Here is a 19,357-nt window from a genome sequence, read left to right as displayed (position 1 = left end):
GGCGCCTTGTCATAATGACAAGGTGTTTTTTCTTTTTGCATAGTTCACCCTATTTTTCACAACATAACAACAGAACGAAAAGAAAGGGTAATGCGCATATGGAATGGCTGGCATTAGTACCATTTATCGTCGTTATTATAATGGCTATTTTTTCGAAACAAGTAATTCCAAGCTTATTCTTAGGTGTATTGTCAGCCGGTTATTTGGCTGAACTACATTGGTTAGATGGATTAACGGCTACATTACGTTTTGTTGTCGAAAGTTTATCTGATCCAAATAACTTAAAAATTATTATCTTTCTTTATATGTTTTCCGCTTTAGTTACTTTAATGAAAATTTCCGGTGGCATAAAAGGGTTTGTTAAGACGGCCTCGACAAGAGTGACAAGTAAAAAGAGTGCCTTCGCATTAACATGGCTATCCGCCTTAGGGACATTCAGTGCACCCAGCTTTCGGATTGTTACGATTGCTCCTGTTATGAGAGCAATGCGTAAAAAAGTTAACATGAGTAAACAAGAATTAGGATTTCTAATTGAAACAACTGCCTCACCGTTAATTGTACTTATTCCTGTTGCAACTGCATTTGTCGGATATATGACCTCAGTCATTGAACTGTCCATACACCAAGCCGGTGTATCTGGAGATGCGTACCGGTTATTTTTACAAAGTATACCGTATAACTTCTTTGCTTTTTCAATGGTTGCAATCGGTATTTATCTCGGTCTTTTTCATCGAGCGAAAAAGCTTCCAAATGTTGGTGAGGAAGATGATAATAGCTCAGAAGATGATTGGGTAGACTGTCATCCAGCAGTGGGAAAGGATTTACCTGAGAGACCGATATACTTAATCGTTCCGCTATTTAGCATCATTTTCTTTACGTTCTTCTTTATGTATGTACTAGGTCTTGGAAGCGGTACTTCGGGATTAGAAGTATTCTTGGAAGCAAACGTACTTGATGCTATGGTACTTGGCTTATTAATAACCGCTATCGGTTTAATGTTATTTATGTTAAAACACTTAAAATTAGGTGTTATGCTAAAAGCCTTTGTAGAGGGTGGTAACGAAATGATGGAAGTTATCGTCCTTCTCACACTCGTATGGGCTTTAAGTGTTGGTTCCGAAGCATTACAATTTGCGGAAGTCATATCTTCTGGACTAGCCTGGATACCTCCGTCCTTTGTAGCTTCATTGCTATTCATTGTCGGTTGTGGTTTATCATACTTTATCGGATCTTCGTGGGGAACATGGGGAATCTTAATGCCTGTTGGCGTATCTCTCGCTCAAGTGTCAGGAATGGATTTAGCATTTGTTATCGGTGCCGTTTTTGCTAGTGGTACGTTTGGAGCCTTCGCTTCACCATTAAGTGATGATACGAATACGACTGCAGGAATATTGGATTTAAACCCTATCCAATACTCAAAGTTTAAATTGAAGCCTGCATTACTCGCTGCAGGAGTTGCCGCTGTCTTATTTTTCGTAGCACCATTCATTTTTTCGATTTAATCAAGCACATGGGCTTCATTGAAGTCCATGTGCTTTTTATCAAAAAAAAAGGAGCTTGAATATCAAGCCCCTACTCAACTGAACTGAAGTCCAAAGCCCAATTTCCGTTTCGGAAAATCGGTTCGATATTGCCTTCTTTTGTTACAGCATCAATATCGAGTTCCGCAGAACCAATCATAAAATCTTCGTGGGTAATACTAACATTTGCCCCTCGTTCTTTTAATTCATCCTCCGTTAATGACGAACCATCCTTCATATTAATGGGATATGCAGCTCCTAACGCTAAGTGAGAAGATGCATTTTCATCATACAACGTATTGTAAAAGATGAGATTTGACTGCGAAATTGGTGATGAATGAGGTACTAGCGCCAGTTCTCCTAACTGATTAGAGCTTTCATCCGCTTCTAATAAGTACTTTAAAGTTTCATAACCAGTTTCTGCCTCAAAGTCGACAACCTTTCCATCTTTAAACGTCAATGTAAAGTTATCGATAAGATTTCCGTTAAAATTCAAAGGTTTCGTACTTTTAACCGTCCCGTTTACTCCGTCTTTATGTGGCATTGTAAATACTTCTTCTGTCGGTAAATTCGGGTTAAAGGTTGCACCATTTTTTGCTACGGTCGATCCACCTGCCCAACGGTGATTCTCGGGTAATTCAACCGTTAAATCTGTTCCAGGTGCTTTATAAATTAATTTAGCATATTGTTTTTCATTTAAGTATTCTCTAGCTTGACGTAATGTATCATTATGTTGCAACCAAGCTTGAATAGGATCTTCTTGATCTACCCTCGTAATATGAAAAATCTGCTCCCACATTTGTTGCTTCGCTTCTTCTACATCTACATTTGGATACACTTTCTTCGCCCAGTTTGTTGTTGGAATGCCAATGATGGACCATTGAACCGTATCAGTCATCATTGCGTTACGGTAATCTTTCAGTGCTTCTCCAGAAGCTTTATTTGCAGCAGAAAATTTAGCCGGATCAACACCTTGTAATAATTCAGGGTTTGGACTATAAATAGTTATCACTGCCCCACCCTTGTTTACGTGTTCTGTTAATCTCTGTACTTTCCACTCCGGAAATGATTCAAGGACATGTAAAGGTTCCTTCATGAATTTCATTCTCGTAAGTACTTCGTCATTCCACTCTACTTGGACATTTTCCGCTCCAGCGTTATAAGCCTCTTCTACTACATAATGTACAAATTCTGCTCCTTCAATTGGAGCATTAATCAATAAAGGTTGTCCCTTTTGTATATTAACTCCAATACGGATTGCGAGACTGGCATATTTTTTTAATTGTTCTTGTGATGGACTCACCATAATTTACCTCCTCCTTATAACTAGTTCTATTATTCCATAGTATCCTTATAATCCCAACCATTTTCATCAAAGAACGAAAAAACCGGCTATCATTATGATAGCCAGTTTTCCGTTATGATTTACGTCATAGATGCAGAGACATCTTGTTCAATTGCTTCTTTATCGTTATAACGTTTCGTGTCTAAATTCCCTAAAACTCTTGATGTAATCGTACCAGATGTCATCGCACCATTTACATTTAATGCTGTACGTCCCATGTCGATGAGTGGCTCTATCGTTATGAGTAAACCAGCTAAATAGACAGGTAGGTTCATTGCTGACAAGACAATTAACGCAGCAAATGTTGCACCTCCACCAACGCCAGCTACCCCAAACGAGCTTATTGCCACAATTAACACTAAGGAAACAATGAACCCTGGATCTAATGGGTTAATTCCTACAGTTGGTGCGATCATTACAGCAAGCATTGCTGGATAAATACCTGCACAACCGTTTTGCCCGATTGTAGCACCGAAGGAAGCAGACATGTTCGCAATACCTTCATTTACTCCTAAATTATTTTTTTGTGCTTGCACGTTTAATGGAATTGTTCCTGCACTAGACCTTGACGTGAAAGCAAATCCTAGAACGGGCAACACTTTTTTCACGTACGTGAAAGGGTTTAACCCTGTGAAACTAATGAGCAATAAGTGAATGAGGAACATTACGAACAATGCTACATAAGAAGCTACAACGAACTTTGATAGTGCTATGATACCTGCTATATCTGTTTTAGCAACCGTATTGGCCATCAATCCTAAAATTCCAAAAGGAGTTAATCGTAATACGAGTGTAACGATACGCATGACAACAGCATGGACAGCGTTTACCATCTTCGTAAACATTTCGGCTTGCTCAGGCATTCTTCGCCGCAATCCTAATAAAGCAACACCTATAAAGGCGGAGAAAATTACAACCGCAATCGTCGATGTAGAACGATCACCGGTCATATCTAAAAAGGGGTTTGTCGGAATAAACTGCAATATTTTAGCAGGAGTCGATAACCCTTCTACGTCTCCTAGACGCTCCTCCAAATAAGCGCCACGGTCTTGTTCCGCTTGGGTTGCTTCAATATCGTTTGCATTTAAATCAAATGCTATTGAGCTGCCAACCCCTATTACTGCTGCAATCATAGAAGTTCCCACTAAAATTCCAATTATCCATAGAGACATCTTTCCCAGTTCTGATGATTTTTGTAAATTGGTAATGGCTTGGATAATAGAAACCATAATCAGTGGAATAACAATCATCATGAGTAGACGGATATAACCACGACCGACTAAGTTATACCACTCTGCCGTATCGGCCACAACCTGAGAACCAGATCCATATGCAAATTGCAAATACGTTCCTAACAAGACACCAAGTCCTAGCCCTGTAAAAACTCTTTTACTAAATGATACATGCTTTTTATGCATGTAAATTAATATGGCAATCATACCAACCATTAACGCTAAATTAATAATAACGAGAATTGACATAACTGTTTCTCCTCCCTTTTTTGTATGATAAGAGCCTAATGCTTGTATGCTTTATCCTTTGTAACAACATCATATTCAAGCTCTTACCAAATGCACCACTTTTTTATAATATTATTCCTATTTGTTTACTATGCTTTAGCTTATCGATTGAAAGGAATATTTCCATTCTTATGTATACAAAAAAGGTATTTGGTTTATTAAAAATCGTTCAGTCAATATCTAAAAGAGGATGAAAGAGCAGACCATGTTGTTGATGGAACTAAATAAAGCCTCTTCAGCTAACGGATATAAAGTAGGGCAAAGAGTATAAGTAACATTAATAAGAATTTATGAAGAAGACAGTGGATTTAAATAGGTTAAGATTTAAACTTTAAGTCATCAACTAAAGAGAACATTATTGAAACAAGAGTGTTCACTTATGATGCTTTAGTTGAAGAAAGTTTGAAGGTTATATCAGCATGGGCAAACTCGGTTCTTTTTTCTCAAACAAAAAGCGCAGCAAAATGCGGCGCTTTTCATATTAAATAAAGCTTTGCGATAAATCAACCCGTTATTCTTTAATGTGGCTTTTATCCTTAATTTGAACAGTTGGGATGAGTTCCATTTCCACATTTCCTTTAACCGCTTTTGAGATCATGCAAGTTTTATCCGCCTTTACAACTAGTCGTTGTAATAATGATAACTGCTGGTTCGAAGCGTTTTCGTTTAATAAAACATATGGCTTATGAATAATTTTCTTATATGTGAATACCCCATTTGTTACATCAACGATTCCTTCTGACTGTAAGCTCATTGCCTGCAACGGAAGGTTCGACCTCTCTATCATGGCACCTAGTGTAATAATGTAGCAAGTTGCTGCGGCACCAAGTAACATCTCATCAGGATTCGTCCCAATTCCTGGACCATCCATCTCTGGCGGGATGGAAATATCCGTTTTTAAATTCCCTGATTCAATCTTTCCAACGGAATTTCGTCCTCCCGGCCAGTCGGCCTTTAAGTGAAATATATGTTCAGCCATTATAACCTCCTATTGTTCCTTTTTTAACTCCCATAACTCCCGAAGTACTGGCATATCGTCCATTTCTTCCTTCGTCACTATGTCCCAGTTAATACCAGACGGTTTCGGATATTGCTTCTTAATATGCTGCACACCTGCTTCTGTGACGATATAGTCTACAATTAAATCATAAGGTTCAAACAGAAAGTGCTCGTCCGTTATTTGTACACTATGTACAGTTGTAATGACTGGAATCTCCGGATTACCTAACTCCCGTAAAATAGCGTATTCCCGGTCAGCATATCCTTCTCCTTTTCCAATTCTGCGGCCATCCGTTTGGACAGCTACTGAACCTACCACAAACAAATCAATCATCGGTATGTCAGTTAGAGGAATTTCGCTACCATAGGATTTCATGTGGGATAGGCTTGCTGCTCTTCTTTCTTCTCCATCCGGTACATTATGAGGTTCAATTTTAATAAAGCCAGCCTTTAACCGAGGGGTTGGAATAAGTAGCGTTTTTCCTTGCTTTAATACTTGCTCCCGCAATGGGAGTTGAGGGGCATCTGGATTAATTTTGATCACTTGCGCCTGTTTAAACGGCATTAGGCCGATAACATATTTGGCAGCAGCTTCCGCACCTTTAAAGTTCGGTATTCTTCCTCGAATTGGGAATGGAAACCTCCCTAACTTTTTCTCTTCTAATACGGTCCATTTTTCGTCGCGAAGCTCATGTTTCCCTTTCATCATGCCCCTCCAAGTTATTCACTTTATTTCTTTGCTATACTTTCAATTTCCTTTTCAATCTCGGCTTGCTTTTGTTCTACGATGGAAAAATCCATTGCTCTTATATAGATGGATTCTAATTGCTTTCTTAGCACTAAACTATCTTTTAAATGTTTTGTTGCATGTTCCATAACACTTTTATACTTGGTTGAGACCTCTTCAAGTTCATTTGCATATCTCTCATCAGTTCCATCCTCAATAACCTCTTCGTACATGTCAATAATTTCATCACCTTTTCGTGACGGGAAATGCTCATGTGGACTCGTGCTATCAAAAATGGAAATATTTAGTTCACGTATAATCACCATATCTAAGCTATTGGCATCAAAGCCACAATGATATACTTCAACATCAAAGCCTCGCTCTTCTCCTGCCGCGACAATCTTTTTTAACATTGTCGATTTTCCTGAACCAGGGCGCCCCTTAATAAAATAACGATACGTTAACCCTTCAGTTAAGTTCTGGATAAAATCAATTGGTCCTTCAGGTGTTGCAGCTCCGAGAAAACGATGAACAACCTTCCCGGTTTTATTTAATTGGTACGTTTGAAAAAAGTCTTGAATAAGCTGGTTGGTTAGTTCATTAGCCTTAGATCGATCCAAATGGTCGATATAAAACTTTTCCCAATCATCATGAATGTGTAACGCATCATGAAACAGTCCATATGCCTTATCATAACATGTTTTAATCTCTTCATTCAGTTGGAACACTTCGTCTTTATGCTCCTGCAACACTTTAGAATCCCATGCCTCACCTAAGTTCACATATTCTTCAATAACCCCTGGATATTTAGGCTCTAATACGTGAGGAGCGGTACCATCTACAACCGCAACACCTAACTCACGGAAAATGACACCATCAATTGATCCCCAGTCGGCTGAACAGTGGATATATTCTACATCATATCGATCATTCCACTTTTCACCAATCTTTTTCATTAAAGTTGATTTTCCTGTTCCAGGTCCACCTTTTAATATAAAAATTCGAGTAAGTCCCTCTAAATTAGATTGAAATAAGTCAACAAATCCATTTGCTGTGTTACCTCCAGCATAATAATTTAAAGTTTTTCCAGCCATTCGGACACCTCTTTACCCTAAAAGATTTTCTACACCTCACTATATGCAAAAGATCCATTTAGGTGAATGCCCATATAAAAAGCACCGGATGATATCCGGTGCCCATTTTATTCTGCCGTTTCCTCTTTTTGCTCTTTACTTGGCATAAACCAACCAGCAACGAGGATAGCCACTAATACTAAGTAAAATGTAATTTTCCATCCTTTCGATTCAGGAAAGTGCTCAGAGATAATGTGTAATGATGGGTGCGCTAGCGTAATCACAATGAGTTTAACCCCAACCCATCCGACGACAAGAAAGGCAGCGGTTTCTAACGCTGGCTTCTTCTTTAATAAGTTTACAAAGAAAGATGCTGCAAATCGCATTATAATGACACCGATCAACCCACCGGCTAACACGACTAGAAATTGTCCTCCATCCATCCCTCCGACTCTCGGTAAGTCGGTTTCAGGCAAGGATACGGCTAGTGCAACGGCTGCTAAAATGGAATCGACAGCAAAAGCAACATCTGCCAACTCAACTTTTAACACCGTCATCCAAAACCCTGCTCCTTCTTTCACCTCAACGTCCTTCCCATGTTCGGCCCGATGTAATACAAATTTCCTAAACAGATAATTCAAGGAAATAAACAATAAGTAAGCGGCACCTAGCGCCTGAACTTGCCATACATTGACGAGGAAGGATATTATGAATAATGACCCGATACGGAGTATAAATGCACCTAAAAGTCCATAGAAAAGTGCTTTTTTCCGCTCCTCTTCCGGTAAATGCTTTACCATGATAGCTAAAGCTAAGGCATTATCTGCTGCTAATATCCCTTCAAGTGCAATAAGGACTAAAAGTACCCAGCCATATTCCATTAATAGACTTACATCCATATAACCCGCTCCTTTTTCATCATTCCTAAGTATTCATTAACACGTTGCAGATATACAAAAAATTAAAAAAACCTTTACCGCCATTGGTAAAGGTCCACAAAAAAGACCTTTACGTTAGTATCCCACGTAAAGGTCTCGCTACAACATGTTTTTTGTTGCCAATAAAGCCGGAGTTTACACTCGTCATGACGACTTTATTGTTAGGCTACTCCCCTTTTCGCATTTGAAAAGGTAATATATGATTGTAATTTTATATTATACAGAACACATTACTTTGTCAATTACATATTCACTACATAACGTATATATATTATTACTACAATTTGTTTATGTTCAAATATAAGAAAAAGACACCAATCACAAAGGATTGGTGTCTTAAGGTATTATTATTCGCCTGTGACAGCTTTAATTTCTTCTTGAAGTTTTTCAAGAATAGCACCGTCTACAGTAGAAACTTCCTCTTTATAGAAATCACGTACTGGAAGTGCTAATTCTCTAAATGCTTCACGCTGCTCCTCAGTTAGTTCTACAATCTCGGTTGGGTTATCCGTATCATTTTTCATCTGTTCAAGGAATTCAGCGTTTTGTCTTTCTTGTTCATCATAAATCCAGTCTCTCATTTCTTCAACTGTTTCATCAACCATTTCTTTAATGTCGTCTGGTAAACCGTTATACCATTCACTATTCACCGTTGTCATTGCAACGTAGTTATTATGTTTAGATAACGTCATATAATCTTGAACTTCATGGAAAGACGCATCATAGATGAAGAAGATTGGGTTTTCTTGACCTTCTACTGTTTCACGCTCTAGAGCTGTATAAAGTTCGCCCCAACTCATCGCCTGTGGATCTGCACCATATGCTTCATATGACTTAAACATAAGTGGAGATTCTTGAACCCTCATTTGGAAATTTTCAAAATCAGACGGTTCACTAATTGGTTCATTACTCGTCCATTGCATGAACCCTTCAGTCCAGAATGCTAATGGCGTAATATCATGTTCTTCATATTTCTGACGTAAATCAACGTTAATCGCTTCACTTGTATTTAAAATTTCTTGTGTTTGTTTCGTGCTATCTGGGAATAAGAAGTGTAATGCGAAAATTTGCCCCTCTTTAACCATGTTTCCAGTGAATCCTGGTGACATAATTGCTAGTTGTACTACTCCCTTTTGCAGTTGGTCTACTTGGTCCACTTCAGAACCTAATCCACCGAATTCGTAAACTTCAATGTTTACTTGACCGTCAGACTTATCCTTCATTCGCTTAGCGAATTCCTCCGCATATTCATATTGTACTTGACCATCAACTTCTTCTGTGATGAACTTCCATTCATAAGTTTCATCACCGTTTCCTCCACATGCTGCAAGTACTAAACTTAGTGTTAACATCATTACTAGTCCAAGAAAAGATTTCTTGTTAAAAATAGTAAATACCCCCTAGAAAAATTTTTTATATTTTAAGGAAATTCACGATGTAATTGTATATGTCATCGAAATATAAGTACGCTAGTGAAATTTCCTCAAAAGCAATTAATAGTATTGATATTGCAAATAACATAATAATAAATGGCGGTGTTCCTCTAATAACATCTAAATAGGATTTGTTAAAGACTGCACTCGCCGTAAAGATATCTACTCCAAATGGTGGAGTTGCAGAACCTAATGCTGCTTGGAATGTCACAATAATACCTAAATGAATTGGATCGATTCCTGCATCCATAGCTGCTGGATAAAAAATAGGTGTTAATATTAAGATAACAACAATTGGATCTACAAACATACAACCAACAAAGAAGAATAGAGATACGATAATTAATACATATATAGCACTTGGATCTGTCCCTAACACACTTTCCGTTAACATTTGTGGTACTCGTGCGAATGAAATTACCCAAGTAAATAACTGACCACCTGCAACTAAAACAAAGACAGCAGATGTTACTAAGCCAGTTGACATTGATATTTTCGGAAGTTCCTTAATATGAACGGAACGGAAAATCAGTACTTCCAATATAAGTGCATATAACACCGATACACCGGCAGCTTCAGTTGGAGTAAAGTAACCTGTATATATACCACCGACAATAATAACTGGAAAACCTAAAGGTAATAACGCTTTCCATGTAAATTTCAAGCGGTTTTTCCAACTTGCTCGATCAGCAAGCGGGATGTTTTTAATTTTTGCATAAAAGAAACTATAAGTGGCAAAACATAAAAATACGAGTACCCCCGGAATAATACCAGCTAGGAACAGTTCACCTACTGACGTACCAGGTGCAACTAAAGCATAAATAATCATTCCAATACTTGGTGGTACGAGAAGCGCCACGTCACTTGAGTTAATAATTAATGCAATCGCACTTGGGTCTTTATAACCAACTTTTAATAGCCTTTCACGCATCGGTTTACCGATAGCTACAACAGTTGCCTGTGTAGAACCGGAGATAGCACCGAACAACGTACAAGCTGCGGCTGTCGTTACAGCATAACCGCCTCGAATATGTCCGACGAATGCACCAATAAAGTCTAGCAATCTATTGGCCGTTTTACCTGTTGTCATAATATCAGCTGCAAATATAAATAGTGGTACAGCTAACAACACTTCTGGCTCAATCCCAGTTTTTAGTTGTTGTATAACTAAATCTGGACTTATTGCCGGAAAGAAAAGAAGTAAGACGATAACAGGTGCCGCCATAAGCGGAATCATCATCGGAAAATTTAATAGTAGTAAAACTACCATTATACTTAATAACGTAGCTACCATAATGAGTTCCTTTCCATTTATGATTTATAAATTATACAAACGTTTCATTTTCCACTTTTTTCTTCGGTTCATCATTGTAATCCAACTGATCAACTCCTAAGTACACCTTATCGCGTACAACTATGTTAATCCACATGTTACGGATATACTGAATTGCACCTAATAAAAAACCTATCGGTATAAAGATAGACATTAAGTATGCAGGTACTTCCATCGAAGGAGTTACCTTCCCTGTTTCATATACTGAATGCACATACAATGTAGAGTAATAAGCGAGACCTAACAGTATAATTGCTGTTACTGCGGGGATGATGATGGATAACATTTTTCTAACTTTAAATGGAGCCATATCGTAGAATGCTGACATGCTAATATGTCGCCCTTTTCTTGCAGCATAACTAATGCCCATAAACGTAGCAATAATAACTGCAAACCGATTTACTTCATAAGCAAAAATAATACTTGGGCCAAACAATTCACGTGATAACACATTTCCAATAACCATTAAGAAAATAATAATTACTGACGCACTTAAAATGAATTCCTCTATTCTTAAAAGGAGTTTGTCGAAAAAACTTATTGTTCTTCCAAATGATTTAAATAAATCTTTTATCCTACTCAAGCCAGTTTTTCCTCCTCTGAGAAATCGAAAACAACGTAACGGATTTCGAATTTCTATCACACCTATTCATGATAAAGAATAAATGTAATTGTCTCAAACTTCCTCTAGTACTATTAATTCCAATTAAATGATATGTCGAATGTTTATGTTAGTATATTATCGCTTTTTTACATTTATTACGCCAAATACTGGCAAATGGTCAAAGATACTCGAGATTCCCCATTTGACATATATCATGAAAGCTTGTATGAAAATTAAAAATTCAAAACATTCTGTTAATAGATAAGAAAATTGTACCATATTTTATACAAATCTGTACATGCTTTACCGTACCAAAAGTTTCGACATAGAAAGACCCTTAGCTTTTACACTAAGGGCCTTTTGTAACTTATACACTTTTTCCATTTGCATAATGTTTTTCGTACTGCTCTCTTCGCTGCTTGGAAGCTTCACTAACCTGTTCGTCGGCGTGATAAGAAGAGCGCACTAATGGTCCTGCTTGGCAATGCTTAAAACCTTTTTGGAATGCAATTTTTCTTAATTGGTTAAATTCAGCAGGTGTATAATATTTCTCTACTTTTAGATGCTTTCTTGTTGGTTGAAGATACTGCCCAATTGTAATAATATCCACATCATGGGCAAGTAAATCATCCATTGTTTCAATAATTTCTTCTTTTGTTTCTCCTAACCCTACCATGATACTTGATTTTGTCGGGATGTCAGGTGCAATTTCTTTAACACGTTTTAAAAGTTGTAACGAACGATCATAGGTAGCTTTTGCACGAACTGTTGGAGTTAAGCGACGAACCGTCTCAACGTTATGGTTAAATATATCAGGCTTCGCATCCATTAGCATATGTAAACTTTCGTAATCACCTTTCATGTCAGAAGGTAATACTTCCACTGTACAACCAGGTACTTTACGACGAATGGCCTTAATCGTCTCAGCGAAAACTGCAGCCCCACCATCTTCCAAGTCATCTCTTGCTACTGCTGTTACGACTACGTGACGCAAATCCATAATTTCAACTGATTCAGCTACTCGTTCCGGTTCTTCCCAGTCTAATTCATTTGGAAGACCTGTATGTACAGCACAAAAGCGACATGCTCTCGTACACGTTCTACCTAAGATCATAAATGTCGCGGTTTTCCTTACAGACCAACACTCATGAATGTTCGGACACCTTGCTTCTTCACAGACAGTATGTAAGTTTTTTTCACGCATCATTTTTTTCAAGTCTGTGTAGTTTTTATTCGTATTTAACTTAATCTTTAACCATTCAGGTTTTCTAAGATATTCTTCCTTCTTTTTACTCATTGTATCACGCTCCTAAGTTCGTGTTTCGTTTAAATGTCCAGTCATCATTACCGTACTTCTCTTCCATCAACTTATGTACTTCCTTAAGCTGTTCGGAAGATAACTCAAATGGAACGAAATTTATATTTAAACCTTCTTCAAACCCTCTCTTAAAAGCCAACCTTAAATCGTTCATATTTCGTTTTACCGGGGAAATATCATTAATCGCTACTGCTTTATTCCCAAAAGCTTGCTTTGCTTTACTTTTCACACGTTCATTAGGGTATACAAACAGATCAAAAAGCTTATCCTCGTCAACTTCCAGAGGAATCGACCCATGTTGTAAAATAACACCTTTTTGTCTTGTTTGTGCGCTTCCCGCTGCTTTTCGACCTGCTACTACAAGTTCATACCAGGATGGCTGATCAAAGCAAACAGCAGAACCTGTTTGAGTTAATTTCCCTTCAGGAATCGAAAATTCAGCATCTAAATGTAAGTTTTGAAACCCTCTTAGTATTCCTTGCGAAATAACACGATATGCCTCAGTGACAGAATTCGGCATTTTTTCATGTTTTTCACTTACGATGACACTATATGTTAGCTCATCATCATGAAGAACAGCACGACCACCAGTTAAGCGCCTAACAAGTTGAAACCCATGTTCCTTTACAGCATTAACATCGATTTTTCCATCAATCTTTTGAAAATAGCCAACTGATAGGGCTGCAGGAGACCAACAATAAAACCTTAGAACGGGCGGAATGTCACCTTCACTATGCCACCGAAGAAGAGCTTCATCTAAAGCCATATTAAATTCAGGTGAATTATACTCCGTATCCAAGAAATACCACGTTTCCTTCATATTGTACCCCTTTTCTGCCTTCAGTCCTTTAACGTACGTAAACATTACCATAATATCAGTTATTATTTTGTCTGTAAATTACTGCGTTTAATCGTTTTCAATCCATACCTATATAAAGGAATCATAATCCGGATTCACTCATAATTCTTGTAGAAAGAACATTTCTTTTTTTCGGGTTATAAAGGATAATAGACTTATCTGTCGAAAAAGGGTGACAGAACAAAATATGTATGTTGATACGTTACATAATTTTTGTAAGTCAGCAAGTTACATTGTACGAACCAAAATAAATGGAAGGAAGTGTTGATTATGAATTGTCCTAATTGTGGTCAAGAAGCTTCTGGTGAAAAGTTTTGCTCCAACTGTGGTACACCGTTAGGAAATTATGAAACTCCAACAACACCTGTTCAGGAAATACCACAAAACAGTGAGCAAGCAGCAACTGTTCAGGCTAATGTTGTACCAGTTTCTGAAAATTCCTCACAAAAGACGAACGAGGTAGTTAAGCAAGTAGCTTCACAGTTCAAAGAATTCGGTTCCTTCTTACTACGTCACTGGAAAAAACCGAGTGAAGCAAAAAATGCTACCGAGAATGACTTCATCCCTTCGTTAATAACGGTTGGGGTTGTTTCTCTCCTAACGCCAATCTTCTTATTTATCTCATTAATTGGCTTACTATACTATATTAATATTGGAAGTGTAATTATCTTACCGTTAATCGGCTTTTTAGTGATCTTTTCTGCATCCTATGGCACTACGATAGCCGGGTTACGTTTAGCGAAGAATCAAAGCAGCGCTAAACTCGTGTTTGCTAAATTCGGTGCATACTTAGTACCGTTCGCTTCTTTATATGTATTAGGGCTATTATTTGGAGCACTTAAAATTCACACATTACTTAGTATATTCTCTGCTATCGGACTTTTAGGCATTTTATTCGTTATTCCAACTCTTATTCTTTTCGAAAACAAAAAAGAGGTTGGTGGAATAGACCAAATTTATACATTGTTAATCATTGTAAGTGTGAATCTATTAGTATTTGGGATCGCTGTAAGATGGTTCTTTTTAAATATTTTAGGTAGCCTCTTCGGCGGAATAGGCGGAGCGTTTCTAGGTTTTACATAATATCTATGAAATTTTTTCACTTCCCATATATCTCGAATTAGGAGGATGGTAACATGACAAAAAAAGAACTTGAGCAACAAATAGCACAGCTAAAAAATGATTATGTTCGAATCCAAGGGGATTTAGATAAACTTGAATCTGTTGGTGGAAATGTTGCCAATTTGGAACAGTCGCTAAACACTATGGAGGAAGAACTTGCCCAACTACGCAAACAGTTAGAGGAAAAGTTATAAAGTTAAGAGTCGTTTTCGAACGACTCTTATTTATTTGAATTATTACCGAATATACACATTTCCTGTATAGTTCCAAAGGTACATTCCATAACTGTTTCTTCAAACAATGCTGAAATATGTCGATATTAATAGTAATGATTTAAAAGGAGGTGTCATCATGTATTGGTTCCTAAAAGTATTAAAAAACTACTCTACTTTTAGCGGTCGGGCACGTCGTAAAGAATACTGGATGTTTGTTCTTTACAATGCGATTTTCGGTGTATTACTAAGTGTCTTAGAACTTGTTATCAACCTAGAAGGTGTGTTAACTACGTTTTACGGACTAGCGTTATTATTACCAGCACTAGCGGTAACAGTACGTCGATTACACGATATCGGCAAAAACGGGTGGTGGTATTTGCTTATGCTCGTACCTATTGTAGGAGCTATTATGATCCTCATATTTACTTGCTTAGACAGCCAGGAAGATGAAAACCGTTTCGGTCCAAACCCTAAATTACATAATGAAGGAAAAACAGTTACTGCTTAATGAAAAAACCATTCCGTCCAAGTGGAATGGTTTTTTACGTTATATTTTTTTCCTATTCCACGGCAAGTTTGTTCCAAACTTCTCCGCTACTTCTTTTGAATCCTTCCTACGCAGTCGACGGTATTCCGCTCTTTTTGCCGCCCCCTCATGTAACCACTTTTCTTCCTCCGACTCAGGGTATACACCAGGGACAGGTGTAGGTTTATTATTTTCGTCAATCGCTACCATTGTAAGAAACGCTGTTGCGCATAACTCCCGGTCCCCTGTTAATAAATTTTCCGTAATAGCTTTCACAAACACTTCCATTGATGTTTTGTGCGTATAGGTGACGAACGCTTCTAAACATATCGCGTCCCCTTCTCTCACTGGTGAAAGGAAGTCAACAGAATCTGTAGAAGCAGTTACAACCGGCTTTCTCGCATGACGTAATGCAGAAATGGCAGCTACATCATCCATATAAGCCATTAGTTTTCCACCAAATAACGTTCCATGGGTATTCGTATCTGACGGTAATACGTGTGATATTTTGATGGACAATGATTCTGAACAAGGCTTCGATTTCATAAATATCCCATCCTTTCATCATATATGATTCATATCATAACATTAACATTTTTCCTTTACTTCCATTAATTCAATTACTTCTCCGTTAATTCCGGACATGAACATAAGCTTTATCGTATCACGAGCATGAATGGGACCCTCGATAATTCGTGCTCCAAATTCGGTAAGCTGGTCTGCGACTCGTTCTACATGATCTACTTCATACGCAATATGGAACGTTCCTTTATCTGTTGTTGTTGAAGGTTCCACAAGTTCAATAAAGTGTTGATCTTTATACAAAAAGCAGATTTTTTCTTCAGCTATAATCATTTCTGCATGTACTTGATAACCTAATTGCTGCTCGTAAAATTGACGGGATTTATCAATATCTTCCACCTCAACACCTATATGGTGTAATTTCATTATTTTACTCCTAATGGCAGTATGAAATTCATATCTCCAAATTCATGCCACAAATATTGTTCCCTTACAGCCTCTTCGTACGCTGTTAACAAAAGATGTTTATCAACAAAAGCTTGTAACATATGAAGGTGGCTTGCCTCAGGCTCGTGCAGTCCAGTTATTAATCCATCTACAACTTGCAAAGGATAATTCTCCGTAATATAAAGATTCGTTTCTCCATTCTTCGCCTCTACACTTCCTGCTAGGGCAGCACTTTCAAGGGCTCTTACTACCGTTGTCCCTACCGCAATAATTTTTCCACCCTTGTTCTTCGTATCGTTGATTGTTTTTGCCGTTTCATCTGATACAGAAAAGAATTCATATTGATCTTCGGGATTAGGCCAAATATCATTTTCATAGTAACTTAAACCTGTATGAAGTTGTATAAATGCTTGATGAACACCTTTGTCCTTCAGCTCCTTCATCAATCTCCATGTAAACGGCCTTCCAGCTGACGTCATTTCTACAGACCCGGGTACACTGCCATAAACCGTTTGGTATACATGTAATGGCCAAGGAGTGTTTATATATTCATAACGAATTGGCATACCGTACCGATACAAAAAATCATATAGTTGGATACCCTTTTCCGAAAAGACTAGCTCTACCCTTTCTCCATCATTCATTAGTGAATTAATGGTAGCTTCCACATGATCCTCGAAACGAATGACTGACCCCATCTTCTTTTTCCCATTTATGAGAAGTGCTTCCCACCGATTACTTGAAATCATTTTTGCAAGACGTATACTGACCAAGTTTCCATCTTGATATCCTTTTACATGTGATGGAATGGTTCGACTATTGTTAAACACGAGTAAATCCCCGCTTTGAAGGTATTGTCCAATTTGGGTGAAATGATTATGGTCCGTCTTTCCAGTAAGGGAATCTAAAACCATCATTCTAACATCCGCTCTGGAATGATTCCGAATTTCGGGTGGCTTCGCCGCATTGAGTGACTCCGGAATGTGAAATTGATTCTTTATCAGCTTCATGTTGTTTTCCGGCTTTCATTATAGATTCCGGCTTCAAACCGTTTGCCGTTATCGGCCTTCGTTTCTGCTAAATAAAAAAACACCCCCATTACATCCTCGGGCCGCTGCAATTCATAATCACAGTCCGGAACTGCTACTTTATGCATGTCTGTATCCATCTCACCTGGGTCTACCATATTCATAACAACACCTGTTCCCTCTAATTCATCTGCCCATATCTCGGTCATTCCTTCTAATCCAAATTTTGACACACCGTAAGCACCCCATTCACTAAATCCAGTCTTCCCCGCTTCTGATGTAACATTAATAATTGATCCACTACCTTTCGTTAACATGCCTGGCAATACCCTTCTCGTTACGAAAAATGGATTCATAATATTTACATGTAACACGTTTTGAAACTTGTTAACCGGATAGTCCAACAACAAACTTGGACCTGGACCAAAGATGGAAGCATTGTTAATGAGAACGTCGATTTGACCATACTCTAATTCAGTAATGGAAACAAACCGTTCTACATCTGCCTCAATTGAAACATCTGCAGCAACCGCTATGACTTCTCCACCTAACTGTTCAATTTCCGATTGCACCTTTGTTAACGTCTCTTTCCCTCGCGCACAAATCGCTAGTTTATATCCCGCTTGTGCAAATGCTATGGCAAGAGCTCTCCCTAAACCTTTAGAAGCACCTGTAATCATAACCACTTTTTTCATTGCCTTTCCCCCTTCGTTTTATTACATACAGTGTAAGAAACGAGGGATGTTGTCACATCGGCAATTTACAGGAAAAGAATGTACGAAATGTGGATGAAATTTTTTCAGACTTTTGATGTAGAAAAATGCCCCCTCCATATTCAGGAAGGGGCAAGGGGTAAACGTTTATTTTTGTATTAACTTTCCACGTAGCTTTTGAAACATATCACCCGTCATCGAGTTTAAGTCATACTTTGCGCGGAATCCCCACTCTTCCCATGCAATAGAGGAATCAATCGCATTCGGCCAACTATCGGCAATGGATTGGCGAACAGGGTCTACATCATAGGTCATGTTAAACTGAGGAATATGTTCCCTTATGGCATTTGCAAAATGTTCAGGAGCAACACTCATTGCCGTTACGTTATATGCGTTGCGATGAATAAGTTTATCACCATCAGCTTCCATGAGCTGAATAATTGCTTCAATAGCATCCGGCATATACATCATGTCCATATACGTTCCTTCTCGTAAATAACAACGATATGATTGATTTGCCAACGCTTTATAATAAATATCAACCGCATAGTCGGTTGTTCCGCCACCAGGTGGTGTTACATAGGAGATTAACCCAGGAAAGCGCAAGCCTCTCGTATCAACACCAAATCTTTGATAATAGTAGTCACATAACAGTTCACCTGCTACCTTATTCACACCATACATCGTAGTTGGTCTTTGAATTGTCACTTGAGGAGTTTCATCCTTTGGTGTTGTTGGTCCAAACGCACCGATTGAGCTTGGTGTAAAAAATTGTGTATTTAATTCTCTCGCTACTTCCAGCGCATTTACTAAACCACCCATGTTTAAGTTCCATGCTAACAGAGGTTTGTTTTCCGCAGTTGCAGATAGAAGTGCAGCTAAATGAATAATCGTGTCTACTTCATATTGCTTTGCGATCTCAAACATCCGCTCTCCGTCCATAACATCTAAAACCTCGAATGGTCCATCTCCTACAGTTCCTTCACTATCGTTTCTTATATCAGTGGCAATAACATAATCATTACCATACCTATATCTAAGTTCCGAGGTAAGTTCAGACCCAATTTGACCAAGAGCTCCCGTCACTAATATTCGTTTCATCTGAATCCCTCCTG

Annotated in this window: 20 protein-coding genes; 4 read left to right on the top strand and 16 right to left on the bottom strand. The window is 38.1% G+C overall.

All coding sequences use genetic code 11. The features are described from left to right. The first annotated feature begins 98 nt into the window (after positions 1 to 98). The gene (locus tag NLW78_RS11095) at positions 99 to 1,502 is read left to right on the top strand and encodes a Na+/H+ antiporter NhaC family protein (RefSeq protein ID WP_254497199.1); all 1,404 of its coding nucleotides are present in this window, start codon (positions 99 to 101) and stop codon (positions 1,500 to 1,502) included. Between the two features lie 70 nt (positions 1,503 to 1,572). Here the strand turns inward: NLW78_RS11095 and NLW78_RS11090 are convergent, their stop codons facing one another. The 11 genes from NLW78_RS11090 to NLW78_RS11040 all read right to left on the bottom strand — a co-directional run bounded on the left by NLW78_RS11090 (position 1,573) and on the right by NLW78_RS11040 (position 13,630). Next, positions 1,573 to 2,826, bottom strand: coding sequence for an aminopeptidase (locus NLW78_RS11090; RefSeq protein WP_302328527.1), 1,254 nt, complete (start codon positions 2,824 to 2,826; stop codon positions 1,573 to 1,575). Positions 2,827 to 2,945: 119 nt separating this feature from the next. After that, positions 2,946 to 4,346 carry an L-cystine transporter gene (locus NLW78_RS11085; RefSeq protein WP_254497198.1) on the bottom strand — a complete coding sequence of 467 codons (1,401 nt, stop codon included), beginning with the start codon at positions 4,344 to 4,346 and terminating at the stop codon, positions 2,946 to 2,948. A 550-nt stretch (positions 4,347 to 4,896) separates the two neighbouring features. Further along, the gene (locus NLW78_RS11080) at positions 4,897 to 5,364 is read right to left on the bottom strand and encodes an OsmC family protein (RefSeq protein WP_254497197.1); all 468 of its coding nucleotides are present in this window, start codon (positions 5,362 to 5,364) and stop codon (positions 4,897 to 4,899) included. Between the two features lie 9 nt (positions 5,365 to 5,373). Continuing rightward, positions 5,374 to 6,090, bottom strand: coding sequence for a 5-formyltetrahydrofolate cyclo-ligase (locus NLW78_RS11075; RefSeq protein WP_254497196.1), 717 nt, complete (start codon positions 6,088 to 6,090; stop codon positions 5,374 to 5,376). Positions 6,091 to 6,113: 23 nt separating this feature from the next. Then, positions 6,114 to 7,205 carry a PRK06851 family protein gene (locus NLW78_RS11070; protein ID WP_254497195.1) on the bottom strand — a complete coding sequence of 364 codons (1,092 nt, stop codon included), beginning with the start codon at positions 7,203 to 7,205 and terminating at the stop codon, positions 6,114 to 6,116. 107 nt (positions 7,206 to 7,312) lie between these two features. Continuing rightward, a complete protein-coding gene (locus NLW78_RS11065) occupies positions 7,313 to 8,083 on the bottom strand; it encodes a TerC family protein (RefSeq protein WP_254497194.1) in 771 nt (256 codons plus the stop codon). Positions 8,084 to 8,469: 386 nt separating this feature from the next. After that, entirely contained in the window at positions 8,470 to 9,477 is a 1,008-nt protein-coding gene (locus NLW78_RS11060; protein ID WP_254497193.1) for a DctP family TRAP transporter solute-binding subunit, read from the bottom strand. Positions 9,478 to 9,535: 58 nt separating this feature from the next. Next, positions 9,536 to 10,849, bottom strand: coding sequence for a TRAP transporter large permease (locus NLW78_RS11055; RefSeq protein ID WP_254497192.1), 1,314 nt, complete (start codon positions 10,847 to 10,849; stop codon positions 9,536 to 9,538). A gap of 31 nt (positions 10,850 to 10,880) precedes the next feature. Then, positions 10,881 to 11,471: a TRAP transporter small permease gene (locus NLW78_RS11050; RefSeq protein ID WP_302328526.1), complete on the bottom strand. Its 591-nt coding sequence runs from the start codon at positions 11,469 to 11,471 to the stop codon at positions 10,881 to 10,883. Between the two features lie 388 nt (positions 11,472 to 11,859). Next, entirely contained in the window at positions 11,860 to 12,789 is a 930-nt protein-coding gene (gene lipA, locus NLW78_RS11045) for a lipoyl synthase (RefSeq protein ID WP_254497191.1), read from the bottom strand. Between the two features lie 4 nt (positions 12,790 to 12,793). After that, the gene (locus NLW78_RS11040; protein WP_254497190.1) at positions 12,794 to 13,630 is read right to left on the bottom strand and encodes a lipoate--protein ligase family protein; all 837 of its coding nucleotides are present in this window, start codon (positions 13,628 to 13,630) and stop codon (positions 12,794 to 12,796) included. Positions 13,631 to 13,939: 309 nt separating this feature from the next. Here NLW78_RS11040 and NLW78_RS11035 point away from each other — a divergent pair, with 309 nt between their 5' ends. The 3 genes from NLW78_RS11035 to NLW78_RS11025 all read left to right on the top strand — a co-directional run bounded on the left by NLW78_RS11035 (position 13,940) and on the right by NLW78_RS11025 (position 15,514). Continuing rightward, the gene (locus tag NLW78_RS11035) at positions 13,940 to 14,752 is read left to right on the top strand and encodes a zinc ribbon domain-containing protein (protein ID WP_254497189.1); all 813 of its coding nucleotides are present in this window, start codon (positions 13,940 to 13,942) and stop codon (positions 14,750 to 14,752) included. A gap of 53 nt (positions 14,753 to 14,805) precedes the next feature. Continuing rightward, a complete protein-coding gene (locus tag NLW78_RS11030) occupies positions 14,806 to 14,985 on the top strand; it encodes an SE1832 family protein (RefSeq protein WP_254497188.1) in 180 nt (59 codons plus the stop codon). A gap of 157 nt (positions 14,986 to 15,142) precedes the next feature. Then, on the top strand, positions 15,143 to 15,514 hold the full coding sequence (locus NLW78_RS11025) for a DUF805 domain-containing protein (protein WP_254497187.1): 372 nt from the start codon (positions 15,143 to 15,145) through the stop codon (positions 15,512 to 15,514). Between the two features lie 39 nt (positions 15,515 to 15,553). On the opposite strand, the gene NLW78_RS11020 is transcribed toward NLW78_RS11025, so the two are convergent. The 5 genes from NLW78_RS11020 to NLW78_RS11000 form a co-directional block, all read right to left on the bottom strand. Continuing rightward, positions 15,554 to 16,078, bottom strand: a complete 525-nt coding sequence (locus NLW78_RS11020) for an acyl-CoA thioesterase (RefSeq protein WP_254497186.1) — start codon at positions 16,076 to 16,078, stop codon at positions 15,554 to 15,556. Positions 16,079 to 16,120: 42 nt separating this feature from the next. Further along, entirely contained in the window at positions 16,121 to 16,480 is a 360-nt protein-coding gene (locus NLW78_RS11015) for a VOC family protein (RefSeq protein ID WP_254497185.1), read from the bottom strand. Beyond that, complete coding sequence (locus NLW78_RS11010; protein ID WP_254497184.1) at positions 16,480 to 17,511, bottom strand: S-adenosylmethionine:tRNA ribosyltransferase-isomerase; 1,032 nt, start codon at positions 17,509 to 17,511, stop codon at positions 16,480 to 16,482. The genes NLW78_RS11015 and NLW78_RS11010 overlap by 1 nt, the downstream gene beginning before the upstream one ends. Then, the gene (locus tag NLW78_RS11005) at positions 17,508 to 18,224 is read right to left on the bottom strand and encodes an SDR family NAD(P)-dependent oxidoreductase (RefSeq protein WP_254497183.1); all 717 of its coding nucleotides are present in this window, start codon (positions 18,222 to 18,224) and stop codon (positions 17,508 to 17,510) included. Before NLW78_RS11005 ends, NLW78_RS11010 begins: the two co-directional genes overlap by 4 nt. A 165-nt stretch (positions 18,225 to 18,389) precedes the next feature. Beyond that, positions 18,390 to 19,343, bottom strand: a complete 954-nt coding sequence (locus NLW78_RS11000; RefSeq protein ID WP_254497182.1) for an L-threonine 3-dehydrogenase — start codon at positions 19,341 to 19,343, stop codon at positions 18,390 to 18,392. Positions 19,344 to 19,357: the final 14 nt, after the last annotated feature.

Origin of the sequence: Salirhabdus salicampi (assembly GCF_024259515.1) — a bacterium.
Lineage (GTDB): Bacteria > Bacillota > Bacilli > Bacillales > Alkalibacillaceae > Salirhabdus_A > Salirhabdus_A salicampi.
Note: the sequence above shows the minus strand (reverse complement) of the source record. Positions and strands in the feature narration are given on the sequence as shown.